The organism is Pantoea cypripedii (genome assembly GCF_011395035.1).
Taxonomy (GTDB): domain Bacteria; phylum Pseudomonadota; class Gammaproteobacteria; order Enterobacterales; family Enterobacteriaceae; genus Pantoea; species Pantoea cypripedii_A.
The window spans coordinates 1,255,032-1,269,388 of sequence record NZ_CP024770.1 but is presented as its reverse complement, the minus strand read 5'-3'; the positions used below and the strand labels follow the sequence as shown (position 1 = coordinate 1,269,388).

Below are 14,357 nucleotides of genomic sequence, written 5' to 3'. Positions count from 1 at the left end.
ATCCCCAGTTAAAGCGGGTATTTTCCAGCGGTAATCCAAGCGCAGCTGGCATGTCCAGAATAATGTTTCTATGACTTTTCCCCGCCTCAAGAAGAAGCACTTTAAATTTGCCACTTTCGCTGAGGCGATTCGCAACCACACAACCTGCTGAACCCGCTCCAACAACAATGTAATCATAATGTGTATTCGTAGTCATAATCCGCCTCAGTGCTTAAAGCATACTAACGTCAAGAATTATCAAATCATCACGTATATCGTATACCATATGTGATTATCGAGATGAACCAGATTTTATTTAAATGAAGCTTCGCATCACAATTTCATATGGATGATGAACAGAGAACAAGGCGTTCCGGGTGAAAGATTTTTTAAGGAGGGCGTGGTGATGATGTACATTCATTCGTGGGCATTAGAGACTGACTCTAACTATTTGTTTTCATTGTTATCTCATGGAGTCCTCCATATTAATGGGTAGTCGATTTTCCCGGGGATTCAGAGCTGATGCATAACATAAGCGCATGATCGTTATGCGGGACGCATGGCAGCCCTGTTACGTCATGGACTCTGCTCCACGCTGGCTTTATCAATGGTAAGAATCCACTGCTCATCTTCTGCAATAACTATACTGGTGACCACCATCATGGCTGCCACCAGCAGTATTCAAATATGGCTGCCTACTGACAAACAGCCGGATAGCAGAAAAATAATCGGGCAAACGAAGACCGCAAAGAAAATTCTCATAGCTATTACCTGTGATTAAAGAATTGAGACACATCCGCTGAGCATTACCACAACCACGACACAAATAAGCCCGATCAACACATTGCTGGTCATATCCATACCTTCACCTCCACATAACTGTACGGTTCAGTTTAGTTATGAGCGATTTTGATGTCAACATGTTTTCATTTTTGCCCCACCCGGCATTTCTCTGAATGAGAAGTCTGCAGAGTAATCGTGTTGCCAGAATATTGGTCTTGAGCTTGCCAATCGCTTTGGACTCACTCTCATTCCTCCATACGATCCCCCGCATGTTGCTGCCGGCAAGGGCACTGCGGCAAAGCGCTTTTTGAAGAGTGCGAAGAGCTGGATGCCCTGTTTGTTCCCTTAGGTGGCGGTAGTCTGCTTTCAGGTTCTTCCCTGTCAGCCACTGTCACTGATAACCAGTTAATAGGTGCGATGAAGTATTCTAATGCTCCTGATTAAATTACGGCAGGCAAACCTGACAAAACAACCATCCATAAAATATTCCACATTATTCTTCAATCCAATAAATAGCATAAATTGTTCTCTTAAAGACAATTTCTCAATGCCACTTCCCCCCAGGAAAAAACGCATTTTATGCTTGACTCTTATTTGCAAAACCTTAGCTTTTATAATTCCCTTCTATGTTATAGATTGACTATGAAATGATTTAGTCCAGGTGGAAAAATGCCGTTCAGGTTACAGAGTAAATTGATCAATGAAGTCGGAAGCACCAGGGGAATGCTGTACAGGATGATAATTTTCTATGCCTTTACCCTGGGGTCAGCCATTGTGTTACTGGCGATCGTTAAAGGAAAAACATCTAATGTTAATGTTTATTTCATAATTAATCTCCTAACGGTTTTTTTGCTCACATGGTTTATAAGGAAATCATTCAAAATTTACTTACATAAAAGACATTTCACCACCTTCAGAATAGGGCTCTTCCTGCTTTTGAATTCCACTCTGGCGTCTATGGCTGGCGGCCTTACAATTATTGACAGGGATACAACATCTCTTATCGCTGCTGTGCTGTATGCACCAGCCATCCTGCTCTTTATTTATTCATTCAACAACTTTATCAATGTTGTCAACGAACGGTATAAATCAGTCGTGGGCTTATCTCTGACAGATGAGCTGACCGGTCTTCCTAACCGACGTCATATGAACATGAAGTTAAAGGAAATTGAAAATACTTCGTGCGTAATCTGCATCATGGATATTGATGATTTCAAAAAAATCAATGATTCGTACGGTCATGATAAAGGAGACAGCGTTCTCAGACAGGTTGGTGCCATTCTAAAAAATTTCATTGATGACAAAACGTTTATCGCGCGTTCCGGGGGAGAAGAGTTCTCAGTCATTATTACCGGAGATGGCCACCTGAATGGCATCATTGAAGATATAAAAAATTCTATATCCCTGATCTCAGTCGAAGGCATCTTAGTCACAGTCAGTATCGGTGTGTCAGAAAAGATGGAAAATCAAACCACTTCCTGCGTGTTATCAGCGGCTGATTCGGCCTTGTATCAATCTAAACATAACGGAAAAAACAAAATAACCTATTACCCTGTTTCGAAGAGATTTCTTGAAATCAGTTAAGAACGAATAAAGAATTATAAGGGTATTCCTAAACAGGTCCAAAACTGATTTAAACAAGCATAGCTTATAAATGACGCTATCCATTGGAACTATTATTTCGCGCTAAATTCCCGAGGTAACATACAGTGAAAAGATACCCTCTCATCCGCCAGTGTCATCATAACTGGCTACCTGTTGAATTTATCCAGCGATAAAACGCTTCTTGCCAGTCCGGATGCCAGCGGGACAGTGCCGGACGGTTCTCAACCATATCCTGCATGGCCCAGGTGATTCGCTTCCGGTCCAGTTCAGAAGACACCGCGTTATCCGGGCAGATAATGTAAAAATCACCGGCTGTGAAATGTTCGACGAAGTAATCCACCACCTGACCCGATGTCCAGGCTTCATCGGGTTTAGCGTCGGCCTGCTCATTCATTCCGGGGAAATTCATGTCCGTCCAGGTGAAACCCGGAACCAGCAAATGTGCCGTGACACGCCCTGATGTCGCCTGTAAAAGTTCATGGGCCAGTTGTTCGGTTAACACCTTGAGAGCTGCCTTGCCAGCACTGTAGGCGGCATTGCCAGGCGGTGTGGTGATCCCTTCCTTTGAACCAAGGTTCACAACCGCACCGGTTCCTGCCATCGCCAGCATCAGCGGTACAAACAGGTGTTGCAGGGTCACCGCAGAGAGCAAATTGACTTCGAGATTATGTCGCCATTTGTCGGGAGAATCCCAGGGACCTCCGCCCTCTTTAATACCGGCATTATTGATAAGCAGAGCGATCTCACCGAATGCTGCACGCGTGTTATCGCGCAGGCGGGTCAGGTCATCAATGCTGGTCACATCGCCGGTGACAAGACAGCATTCCGTCCCGAGGGTGGCCGCCAGCGCCTGCAGCGCCACTGCATCTCTGTCAAACAGGCTTAGCCGCATCCCTTCCCTGCTCAGACGACGGGCAAGTGCCGCGCCGATACCTTTGGCCGCACCGGTAATGACCGCCACGCGGCCGACTGCGATAACTGAATCTGTCATTTCTGACTCCTTCTGGTGATGTGAACCGAGAGATACATCAGCAACAGCGCTATTGCTGAGAACGCCACGCCAACCCAACCGGTGGAAATCCAGGAACCACCCGCAGCAATAGCCAACCCGCCGCAGGCAGCCCCCAGCGCATTGGAAATATTGAATGCGCTATGCGTCAGTGAAGAGGCCAGTGTCTGCGCGTCACCCGCGATATTCATCATGTGAGACTGCAGAGCTGGCACCAGAGCGAAGCCATTACCGAGCAAGAAAATCGCGATCAGCACCGGCACCTTCCATTCAGCAACGAATGCGAAAAGGCCCAGCACGACCATATTCCAGCCGATCATGCCAAAGACCGACGGGAGCAAGGCCCGGTCAGCCAGACGCCCGCCAATCACATTGCCGGTGACCATGCCGACACCCCAGAGCACAAGGATCCAGGGCACAAGTTTCAGATTGAAGCCGCTGACTTCAGTAAGGGCTGGGGTGATAAAACTATAAACGGCAAACATGCCGGCAAAACTGACCGAAGCCACACCGAACGTCATCAGGATTTGCGGGCTGCGCAACGCCCCCAGTTCTTTGAGCGGTGAGGCGCCTCCATCAGCCGGAACTGACGGCACAAACAGCTTCACCATGACCGCCGTCAGGACGATACCTGCGGTAACCATCGCAAATGACATGCGCCAGCCCAGGGACTGCCCTGCCCAGGTGACAAGGGGAACCCCGGCAACGTTGGCAACAGCAAGGCCCAGCATCACGTAACCGATATAACGCGCCTTCTGATCAGAGGTCACCATTGACGCTGCAACCAGTGCGGAAACGCCATACCAGGCACCGTGGGGCAATCCTGAAATAAAACGGGCAATCAGCAGAGAACTGTAGCCCCAGGCTGCTGCACTGCAGCCATAACCAGCCAACGCAATGAGCAGCAACACCAGCAGCAAAAGCTTGCGGGGCCAGCGCGCGCCCAGAATAGCTATCGCCGGGGCACCAACCACCACGCCTGCTGCATAAGCGCTGATATAGGCCCCCGCCGCCGGAACGGAAACACCGGTGCCTTTCGCCAGATCCGGCAGCAAACTCATCGGTGAGAATTCGCCGGTGCCAATGCATAATCCACCCGCACCCAGCGCCAGCATGGCGGGTAATATCCCTGCGGGTGGCTGAACTCTGTCCAGTTCTGCAGGGTAAGTTTGTTCTGACATAACGGTTGTCGTCTCCCAATGGAAAGCAATGCCAGCCATTAGCAGGGACTGAAAAAAGCACAGCTATACCCGGACAGCAGTTCTCAGCCTGGTCAGACTGTGCAAAATCAGTACCGCGCCAGGTTGATGGCATTACATTGGTATCGATGAATTGAAATACACTATAAACCCGCTGCTCCGGGTAATTGTTTAGCCAGACCCTATGGCTCAGTGAATTTAACTCAACAATAATGACACGCGCGTTGTTGACCGCAGGGTAATCGCGGTTAGTTGCATCGTATTTGTGAATAAATCTAAACTTAACACGCTAAAATCTGGCCAGAGTTGCGTTATTGAGTACGGGACATTTAATCTGGCTCAACACCGGGATGTTAACTATGCCAGTAAGACCTATTGCCAGGCTCTCACGTAGCGACCTTGCGGACCTCAACACATTCAAAGCGGTAGAAAGACTACGTAGTTTCACTAAAGCAGCGGTAGAGCTGGGGATCAGCACGTCCGCACTCAGTCACTCCGTGCGTAATCTGGAAACGCGCCTGGGCGTGCGATTACTGAACCGGACCAGCCGAACCGTTGCGCCAACGGAAGCGGGTGCAAGCCTGGCACTGCGGCTTGAGGTGGGATTTCGCGAAATAGGTGAAGCCCTGGATGATATTAACCGTATGCGCGACCGTCCGGTTGGCCGCCTGCGTCTCAACGTGCTGAGCGACGGTGCCAGACTCATCATTGCCCGCCATCTGCCCAAGTTCATCAGCCTGTATCCGGATGTTGAGGTTGAAATTAGCGTGGACGACAGGATGGTAGATATCGTGTCTGAAGGATTCGATGCCGGCATCCGCTTCGGCAATACGGTGCCGGAAGACTTAGTTGCGGTGCGGCTCGGCCCCGATTTGAAATGGGTAGCAGTGGCTTCACCCCGTTATCTTTACCACCGCACTGCGCCTGCTGTTCCTGAAGATCTCCGCTTACATTCCTGCCTGCAAATGCGCACCGGCCAGGGCACCATTTATAAATGGGAGTTTCGCCGGGGCGATGATTATCGCGTTATTGCTGTTCCCGGGCAGATTTGCGTCAGTGAAACGGCGCTGGCTATTGAGCTGGCCCTCGCAGGCACCGGGATCGCCTACTGTCTGGAAGATCGCGTGAGCACGTATCTTCGTGATGGCAGCCTGAGAGTTGTTCTGCCTGAATGGTCTCCCACAGAACCGGCTATGCATCTTTATTATCCCGGTCACCGCCGCATACCACAGGGTTTACGGGAGTTGATCGATGCGCTGAAGGAAGAAATTGCAGCAGAACAGCGCTCCGGAAAATCGTAACTACGACTGATTCGACCAAGTTCAGCAGAAAAGGATTTAATGTCGTCCTTCCGGTTGAGAAAATTGACATCATTATTACCGACAGCGAAGCACCTGGAGAGGCCGTCACCAGGCTCAGGGAAAAGGGAAAAACGGTGATTCTCGCAAATACGCATTAACAAAGCGGGGTTCAGGCTGGTTCCGAACCCCACGTTATCAGTGGGGTTCGGAACCAGCGGCGCTATAATATTATTTCAACAGATAAACCAAAGAAAGGTTATCTTTGAATTTTAACGTTTCAATTTCTGCCAGAAATGCATCTTCCGCATATTTGTCATGTCTGGTGATGCTGTGATAGCTATAAACAATATTAACCACATCATCTTCGGTAAAGTCAGGTTTGAGTTCAATCGAGGCAGCGATGAGCCATTTTAACAGGAACCATTCTGACATCAGAAAATAAAGGTTGGTATAAGCTTCCCTGCCATTTTTCATCGGAAAGAAATCCTCATACATACGATACTGTATATAGTTACTGAACAGATGGGGGCGATTGCGCAGCCACGGCACTGCTTTCTCCTGCCAGATTTGGTTCAGCCGCCTCATGGATGCCAGGGCATCATCGGCTTCCAAATTTTTGCTTTGAAAATCAATCAATTTTTGCGAGTAGTAGCGTAAGGTAGACCATCCGCGACCGTCCTGTTTGGTACTCAGATACGTTTGTAGTCGCTGAAGCAGTATGGATTGCAGCTGATAATCAGGCTTTAATTCATCAATGCCTTTTCTTATCTGGCCGTTATAAATCGCTGCCTGGATCTCCTCGAAATAACTTAATAGCTTTTCATGTGGATCATGGCTTTCTGCCAGTTCAGCGCGATAAAGAAACAGCATTATGATGCCGTAAAAGCCTCCTTCGATGTCCATACCACAACTGACCATAATATTCGTACACATCAGATTGAGCAGGCGATCTTCCTGGTTAATATCAGGTGCATCCAGGGCCTCGGGACTTAGCTTGATCCTTTCGCTGTAGAGCATCGCGTCGGGTGTGGTTAACAGCTTTTTCGCGGCTTCGGGGCAAGACAACGTCAGGTTACTTCTGATTTCGTATTTATAGCTGGCATAAAGGCGCGGAAAGATCGCACAAGTGGTACTTAGCGCTTTTTCCCCAAGAGACTTATGCACTTTGCACAAGCGGTCTTCATCAAGAAAAGTACAGTCGCCATTGCTTTTTAATTTAATCTTCCCCCAACTGCTATGGCTCTCTTCTGTGGTAATGATATTGTCCACAGCAATATTACGAATCTCAATTTCATCACTTTTCATGTAGCGATGCACAGTCGGCTGATCAAGCTCGATGTCCCAGCCTTTACAGCAATGATCGGGACAAGCACTCCCCACACAATGAAACTGGCTGAAAAATGCTGGCTCAACAATAACTATCTCTTCCATAAAATCAGCTCTCTTCAGAAGAAGATAAAAAAAGTTATCTCACGATAACCAAAAGCGCAGGAATCAATAGCGACAAAAAAAACCTGAATTGTTGCTTGTTTTGCTCATTATAGCGGCATAAGTTCGCATTAAGCGCAGGGATACATAAGAAACTCTAAATTTATGCGCTGGAAAAATTCTCTCCTGATCCTTTACTACACGCCTTGTTATTTTCCAGCACCGTCTCTGCTGCATTAAGAGAGACGGCGGGATAAACTTAATATTTAATGAATAGAATCAGTCATCGCATTCTCTTTCAGGAATGCTCTGTCTATGGTGAAACCAAGACCAGGCTCCTGCGGAAGTGTTAACCAGCCCTGTTGATGTTCCAGCGGGTTTTCAACCAGTGCGGTGCGGAACGGATGAGATGATGTGTCATATTCAAAAAGTGGCTGGTTTGCGTACAGCGCATAGTGGGTGACCGGGGTAGATGCAATCATATGCAATGATGCGTATTGCCCGACGGCTGTCCCCCAGACGTGCGGGTTAACCTGAACGCCACCAGCCATCGCAAGGACATTAATATGGCGCAACGCAGTCACCCCACCCGCCAGACAGATATCAGGTTGTGCAATATCGATGGACTGAGATGCAATGAGATCGCGGAAACCAAACAAGGAAAACTCCGCTTCACCACCAGCAATAGGAATGTCCAGCGCATCCCTTACCCGGCGGTAAGCAACATAATCTTCAGGGATGACCGGTTCTTCCATCCACAGTAAATCGTAATCAGCCAGGGCGCGCCCAAGGCGAATGGCATCATTGGCACCGTATCCGTGGTTAACATCAATCATAAATTTACTCCGCTCACCAACGGCTTGCCGGATGGCAGACATGACCTTTACGTCATCATCAACACCAAAGCCAAGCTTCACCTTCATCAGGGAGAAACCAGCTTCACTGTGGCGCACGGCTTCACTGGCCATTGCGTCAGCCTGCCCACGTCCTTCCGTGCGGAAAAAACCTGTCGCATAACATTGCACGCGCTCACGAAACGCACCACCCAACAGCTGCCATAACGGTAATCCAGCCGCTTTACCGCAGATATCCCACAACGCAATATCAACCGCGCTGATGGCCCCCAGTACCACGCCCTTACGTCCGTAATCCCGGGTTCTGACGTACATGTCATGCCACAAGACTTCTGTATTACGGGGATCTTTACCCATGATCAGCGGTTTCAGGGCGCTGTTAATGGTGGCGGCAGCGATCTCGGGAGGTTGTAAGCCCACACTGAACGTTTCACCCCAGCCTTCGAAACCCTCATCGGTGGCGATGCGCACAAGTACCGTGGACCGACCCTGCACCCAGCCTTGTGAATAGGCAAACGGACGATCCAGTTTGCTCTTCAGGATATAGGTTTCCACTTCAGTAATTTTCATGTCTGATTACTCCTGCGCAGCTTGTGTCATAAGGGATGAGGTTTCTTCTTCACGGATAATGGGTTTGCCCACCAACCAGAAATAAATGCCGCCGCCAATCACCGAGACAATCGCGGAAATCAGAAAGACCAGCGTAAAACTGTGTGTTGCATCGACAATCGCTCCGGCTACCAGCGGCGATACTGTTGCACCAAGAAAACCACCGAAATTCTGCACTGCCGCCACAGAGGCTACCGTTGTCGGGGCCGTGACTTCCGCCGGAATCGACCAGGCATGCGCTACCACGCCGCCATTAAAACCCAGAGCAAATGCCATTAAGATCACAGCGACTGTCAGGCCCGCCCCCTCACCGAACATGCCATTAAAGGGCAGCAACGCCAGGACAACGGCCTGTAACACCAGCGCACCCACGATGGTGACCTTCTTGGCTTTCAGTGTGCTCCAGCCTGAGCGTGCCGAAAGCTTGCCTGAAATCACACCGCTAACGAGGTCGCCAATGATGGCACCAATCCAGGGCAGGCTGGCGACCAGGCCCAGAGAAGAAAATTTAATACCAAACTGGTTAATAATATAAAGCGGGATAAAGACGAGGAAAATCTGGTAAACCCACATATTACAAAAGAATCCTCCCATCATGCCCCACATTGTCTGGTGCCTGAATAATTCCTTCCAGGGCAAACTGTTTTTGGTACTTATTGGGGTGGCATCATGCTGGATATATTCTCTTTCTTCCTTCGTCAGGGATTTATGTTTTTCAATATCCCGATAAAAGGCGAAAAAGATCACTGCGGCGATGATCCCTGCGCCGCCAGCAATGAAATACATTTCACGCCAGCCAATCTCTGAAACAATCCAGATCAGTAAAAAGGTAAAGAAAGCTGGCCCCACTTTCAATGCAGCATCCCAGCTGGCATTAGCAATCCCCTGCTCCTGTTTCGGGAACCAGCGGGTAACAATTTTGTTTGTGGCCGGCAACGATGGCGCTTCAGCCAGACCAAGCCAGATACGTGCGAGTATAAACCCCGTCAGCGTATAGGACAGGCCCATTGCGACAGTCGCCGCACTCCAGATAATCACCGACGCACCCAGCAGGATGCGGGGGCTGAAACGATCAACAAACCAGCCTGAAGGTAATTGTCCGAAAGCATACGCCAGGGCGAAAGCGCTGCCCAGCAAGCCGATATCCGTGGCGGTGATATGCAATTCGTTTTGCATAACCGGCGCAGCGATAGAGAGTGTCAGGCGATCGATATTATTAATTATCGCCAGCAGGCAAAGTAATCCAAGCACGCCCCAGCGCTGACGCCCTTGTGGTTTCAGGGTCATATTTTGTTTTGACAGAGTAAATCCAGACATTTATTTTCTCCTGCAGGGTAGAGAGAATAAGGCCACGCTTTTCGCAGCGCAGCCGGATAGCTGACTTTTATTACGGAAAATTATTTATTGTTTTTTACGGCATCCCAGGCACGCACCAGATGTGTTGTTCTGTCCGATACCTGACGTGCGTTATCGCCGGGTTTATACAAATTGCTGCCAAGTCCGAAGAAATGAATACCCGCATTGAGATAATCACCAAATTGCCCCGCCTCTATTCCCCCAACCGCACCTAATGGCATGTCCGGGGGGAGAACCGCACGCAGCGCATTAATTCCACTGACACCCATCATTGCAGCAGGAAAAAATTTAAGACCGCTGGCTCCTGCGGCAATCGCCTGAAAAGCTTCAGTTGCCGTAAAGACGCCAGGCAGAGAAAGCATGCCCCGTAAGCGGGTTTGCCCAATGACGGCCTGATCGACATTAGGACTCACCACGATCCTGCCACCACAATCTGCCAGACGATTGACATCCTGCGGATTCAGAACGGTGCCAGCACCGACCATCATGTCCGCAGGTAATGCTTTTATCAGACGTGATATGGACTCAAACGCTGCAGGTGAATTAAGGGGAACTTCAATGATCTCAATTCCTGCCTCGACCAGGGCAAATCCGATATCAACCACTTCTTCCGGCTTAATCCCGCGCAGGATCGCAATCAGCCCCCGCTTCCCGTCGGGTATCAATAAATCAGACATGATGTTCTTCCTCCCGCCGCTGCCAGAGGGCTTGCGCGCTCTGGAATAACCCAGCGCGAACCGCTTCGTCAGCATCCAGAACTGTGACATCAAAGCCCGCCAGCGTTAATGCCTTGTGATAAGGCGCTGTCAGCGCCCCCGATGCGATTAATATCAACTGACGCTGAGAAGTCTGGTGATAGCCAGCTGCGACTTCTGCGCCAATCAACAATCCCGACACCCTTGCATCGCTTTCAGCCGGGGTACACTCGCTCAGCAAGGTGGCAGCGCGAACCCTGAACAGCTGATGAGTGAGCGATGCCCCGCTCAGCATCGCGTTCACCGCAGAGATAAACGCCGGAGAATGTTCATCAATGTCCCCGACGGCATCGGCTACCGCGTGGCGCAGAATCGAATGTGTACTCATCAGGCTGAAAAGTTCACCGGTCATGAAGGTGCTGAAACCGGTGACGGCCGCGTTCTCCAGTGATACCCATTTACTATGGGTCCCGGGCATGACGATCACTCCGTCCTTCAGCCGGCTTGATCGCACTGCGCCCAGCAGCATGGTTTCCTCGCCGCGCATGACATCGTAAGCAGGAGCAAGCTGACACACTCCCGGCAATATCCGGATGTCTCTTGTGCCGGTAATCCTGATCGGCGAGCGCATAAGTTCGTTCACCGTTACCGGGACGGTGCTGTAACCGGCGTCCAGCCAGCCCTGGCGGGAACCCGCCATACCGCATATCAACACCGGCAGCTCGGCTGGTGCCTCAAGTTCTGTCAGGTGCTGTTCCAGCATGGGGGAAAATGACCGGTTAGCCACACTTGCCAGACCCTGCCGGGTACGCACTTCCTTCAGGACTTTGCCCTCCCGGTCTACCAGCCACAGACGAAAGCTTGAGGTGCCCCAGTCACAGAGTCCAAATTCCGCTTTGTTGCTCATCTTTATCTCCGGATTAACATGCTCTGCACCTGGTGTGCAGAGCGTGCGGTCAGATACGGCCAAACTCTGCCAGCAGATCTTCGACTGTTTTGCCCTGTTTTACCCATTCACGTGTGGCCTGCTCACGCTCGACCTGTTCTTTCGCCAGTTTCAAAACCTCCTGCGCATGTTCCTGAGGGATAACCACCACACCCATCAGGTCGGCGACGATAAAATCACCGGGTTTCACCAGCTGGCCGCCGACCGCGATGGGAACGTTAATGGACAGTTCCTCTTTACGCCCGGAAAACATCGTGTGAGTACCGCGAGGAGTGATCGCCCGACTCCAGATTGGCCAGTTGATATCTTCCAGTTCGTCAGTGTCTCGCCCGGCACCGTCAATGATCATGGCGCGAATGCCGCGATTCTGAGCCAGGCCGCCCATCAGCCCGCCGCAGACGGAGGTGTTAACATCACCGCCGGCATCCACCACAATCACATCGCCGGGCTGCCCCATCTCCAGCGCTTTCAGTGGATCAACAAGGTCGCCTTTCGACAGTTGAACGGTGATTGCCTGCCCGCAGGCTTTAGCCCGGAACGCAGGTTTGATACCGCTATCCATAACGCCAGTGCGGTACTGCACATCGGCAAAAACCGCAGCAATTGAGTAGCTGTGCAATAAGGCATCAAACTGGGCCAGCAGTTCTGGCTGGCGAGTGAAATCATTAAACTGCTTCAGCATGGTCATTTGCTCCTTTGATGCGCAGCGCCAGGGCTGCACCATTAACCGGGAATCGCGGGGTTTTACCTGTCAGCACACTGGCAACTTCAGTCGCCGCCAGCTGGCGTGCTGCCCGAATGGATTCTTCAGAGTAATAGGCTGAATGCGGGGTCACGATGACATTTGGCAGAGAGAAAATCGGATTGTCTGCCGGGTTCCAGTGCGCGCGTTTTGCCGGCTCTTCTTCGGGATCGTCCAGCGCCGCACCGGCAATCCAGCCTTCATGCAGCGCGCGGTACAGCGCTTTATTATCGATAGTCGGACCACGCCCGGTGTTAATGATTAACGCCTGGCGTTTCATCGCTCTGAATTCGTCTTCGCTGAGGAAATGACGGGTATCCGCAGTCATTGGTACCTGCATCATGAAAATGTCGGATTGTGCGATGAGCGTTTCTTTACTGACCAGTACTGCCTGGTGTTGCCGTGCTAATGCCGGATCGATGTAAGGATCGTAAACGATGACGTTGACGCCAAAGGCGCGCGCGCGCTCGGCGATGGCCTGACCGATGCGTCCAAACGAGACGATCCCCATGGTTTGCCCGCGCAGGCGATAGACAGGTGCGCCAGACTGCCACTGCCAGATGCCCTGATGTGTGGCGGTGTTGTAAGCCAACAGGTTACGCGCCAGCGCCAGCCACATGCTGATGGCATGGTCAGCGACTTCCTCGGTGCAGTAATCCCGCACGTTTGTAACCAGAATGTTACGTTGAGTGGCTGCATCCACGTCAACAATATCGACGCCGACACCGTAACGGGCAATCACCTTGCATTGCGTCATGGCGGAAATCACCTTTGCACCGACACGCGCATACTGGTTCATGATGGCGTCGCAATCACGAGCAATTTCAACCAGATCATCTTCAGATTTCGCTTGCAGACCAATAACATCCGCGCCAGCGGCATTGAGGATCTCTTCTTCAATGGCGATGTCGCCGTAATCATAATCGGTAATCACCACTTTAAATCTTCGACTCATCAGACGCTCCTTTAACCAGATTGAGTAGTTTTCGCCACCTGCATCATCTGCGGGTTTTGAAAAAAACTAACTGAGATCTGATATACCAGTCAAAGTTAAGTTAAAAAAATGTGACCAGCATTGGCTTTTTTATGATTTCGAAGGAAAGGGCCAGGGATCCCTGGCGCGGAAGATCAGGAGGACGTGGTCAGGGGAGCGGCATCAGCAGCGGCAATGTCTTCTATGCCGATCTCATAGGTTTCACGGGTACGGCCTAAATGGCGTTCGAGAATAGCTTGCACTTCAGCGCCAGCATCCTTTCGGATGGCGGCAACGATGTCGCCATGTTCCTGATAAGAAAGCGATGTATGCTGCGGTTTGGCGGCAAGATGGGTGCGCAGCGCCGCAATTTTTGCCGCGTAACGCACATACGAATTGGTCAGGTACGTGTTGCCACAAAAATCAAAGAAACACTGGTGAAAATCATTATCCAGCTCCAGATAGCGGCGAAAATCAGCATCACTCTGGGCCAGGTCCATTTGTTTAACCACCGCATCCAGAGCTTCGGCCAGCCCTTTCGCATCCTGCTGCATAGCGAGGGTCAGTGCTGCCGTCTCAAGAACCTGTCGGAAAGCACAGATTTCGCGAACTTCCCTGGCGCTCAGGGTAAACACCCGCACCCCGGATTGCGGTTTGATCGTGACAAGCCCTTCAATACTGAGCTGGGCAAGCGCTTCACGAACCGGTGTTTTTGAGACATTCAGCTCAGCGGCGACGGTGCGTTCGCTGATGGCGGCACCCAGCGGAATATCGCCATGAACGATTAACTTGCGAACATGATCTGTTACCAGCGCTGTCAGTGACTTAGGACGCTCAAAATCTGCCACGGATGACTCCCTGTTGATGGATGAGATGCC

At 50.6% G+C, this 14,357-nt stretch carries 13 protein-coding genes and 1 pseudogene; 3 read left to right on the top strand and 11 right to left on the bottom strand.

What is annotated here, in order from left to right; genetic code table 11:
- The coding region (locus CUN67_RS29225) for an NAD(P)-binding protein (RefSeq protein WP_208719105.1) at nucleotides 1-196 on the bottom strand (196 nt) is incomplete at its 3' end.
- 768 nt (nucleotides 197-964) lie between these two features.
- Between CUN67_RS29225 and CUN67_RS30530 the strand changes: the two are divergent.
- Together CUN67_RS30530 and CUN67_RS29220 are read left to right on the top strand one after the other, a co-directional pair.
- Nucleotides 965-1,149: pseudogene (locus tag CUN67_RS30530) on the top strand (serine dehydratase); the annotation flags it as partial.
- Nucleotides 1,150-1,431: 282 nt separating this feature from the next.
- Nucleotides 1,432-2,346: a GGDEF domain-containing protein gene (locus tag CUN67_RS29220; protein ID WP_208719103.1), complete on the top strand. Its 915-nt coding sequence runs from the start codon at nucleotides 1,432-1,434 to the stop codon at nucleotides 2,344-2,346.
- A 157-nt stretch (nucleotides 2,347-2,503) separates the two neighbouring features.
- Here CUN67_RS29220 and CUN67_RS29215 read toward each other — a convergent pair whose 3' ends face one another.
- Both CUN67_RS29215 and CUN67_RS29210 read right to left on the bottom strand, forming a co-directional pair.
- Complete coding sequence (locus CUN67_RS29215; RefSeq protein WP_208719101.1) at nucleotides 2,504-3,358, bottom strand: SDR family NAD(P)-dependent oxidoreductase; 855 nt, start codon at nucleotides 3,356-3,358, stop codon at nucleotides 2,504-2,506.
- Nucleotides 3,355-4,557, bottom strand: a complete 1,203-nt coding sequence (locus CUN67_RS29210; RefSeq protein WP_208719100.1) for an MFS transporter — start codon at nucleotides 4,555-4,557, stop codon at nucleotides 3,355-3,357. Before CUN67_RS29210 ends, CUN67_RS29215 begins: the two co-directional genes overlap by 4 nt.
- Nucleotides 4,558-4,934: 377 nt before the next feature.
- On the opposite strand from CUN67_RS29210, the gene CUN67_RS29205 reads away from it, so the two are divergent.
- Complete coding sequence (locus CUN67_RS29205) at nucleotides 4,935-5,876, top strand: LysR family transcriptional regulator (protein ID WP_208719098.1); 942 nt, start codon at nucleotides 4,935-4,937, stop codon at nucleotides 5,874-5,876.
- 228 nt (nucleotides 5,877-6,104) lie between these two features.
- Here the strand turns inward: CUN67_RS29205 and fliB are convergent, their stop codons facing one another.
- The 8 genes from fliB to CUN67_RS29165 all read right to left on the bottom strand — a co-directional run bounded on the left by fliB (nucleotide 6,105) and on the right by CUN67_RS29165 (nucleotide 14,327).
- Nucleotides 6,105-7,307, bottom strand: coding sequence for a flagellin lysine-N-methylase (gene fliB, locus CUN67_RS29200; protein ID WP_208719096.1), 1,203 nt, complete (start codon nucleotides 7,305-7,307; stop codon nucleotides 6,105-6,107).
- A gap of 263 nt (nucleotides 7,308-7,570) precedes the next feature.
- A complete protein-coding gene (locus CUN67_RS29195; protein ID WP_208719094.1) occupies nucleotides 7,571-8,728 on the bottom strand; it encodes a mandelate racemase/muconate lactonizing enzyme family protein in 1,158 nt (385 codons plus the stop codon).
- 6 nt (nucleotides 8,729-8,734) lie between these two features.
- Nucleotides 8,735-10,084: an MFS transporter gene (locus CUN67_RS29190; protein ID WP_208719092.1), complete on the bottom strand. Its 1,350-nt coding sequence runs from the start codon at nucleotides 10,082-10,084 to the stop codon at nucleotides 8,735-8,737.
- 80 nt (nucleotides 10,085-10,164) lie between these two features.
- Complete coding sequence (locus CUN67_RS29185; protein ID WP_208719606.1) at nucleotides 10,165-10,800, bottom strand: 2-dehydro-3-deoxy-6-phosphogalactonate aldolase; 636 nt, start codon at nucleotides 10,798-10,800, stop codon at nucleotides 10,165-10,167.
- Entirely contained in the window at nucleotides 10,793-11,725 is a 933-nt protein-coding gene (locus CUN67_RS29180; protein WP_208719090.1) for a 2-dehydro-3-deoxygalactonokinase, read from the bottom strand. Before CUN67_RS29180 ends, CUN67_RS29185 begins: the two co-directional genes overlap by 8 nt.
- Before the next feature lie 49 nt (nucleotides 11,726-11,774).
- Nucleotides 11,775-12,446 (bottom strand): RraA family protein, encoded by a 672-nt coding sequence (locus tag CUN67_RS29175; RefSeq protein WP_254711457.1) that lies wholly within the window; start codon nucleotides 12,444-12,446, stop codon nucleotides 11,775-11,777.
- Nucleotides 12,430-13,461, bottom strand: coding sequence for a C-terminal binding protein (locus CUN67_RS29170; protein WP_208719086.1), 1,032 nt, complete (start codon nucleotides 13,459-13,461; stop codon nucleotides 12,430-12,432). Before CUN67_RS29170 ends, CUN67_RS29175 begins: the two co-directional genes overlap by 17 nt.
- 173 nt (nucleotides 13,462-13,634) lie before the next feature.
- Nucleotides 13,635-14,327: a GntR family transcriptional regulator gene (locus CUN67_RS29165; RefSeq protein ID WP_208719084.1), complete on the bottom strand. Its 693-nt coding sequence runs from the start codon at nucleotides 14,325-14,327 to the stop codon at nucleotides 13,635-13,637.
- Between the last annotated feature and the right edge of the window lie 30 nt (nucleotides 14,328-14,357).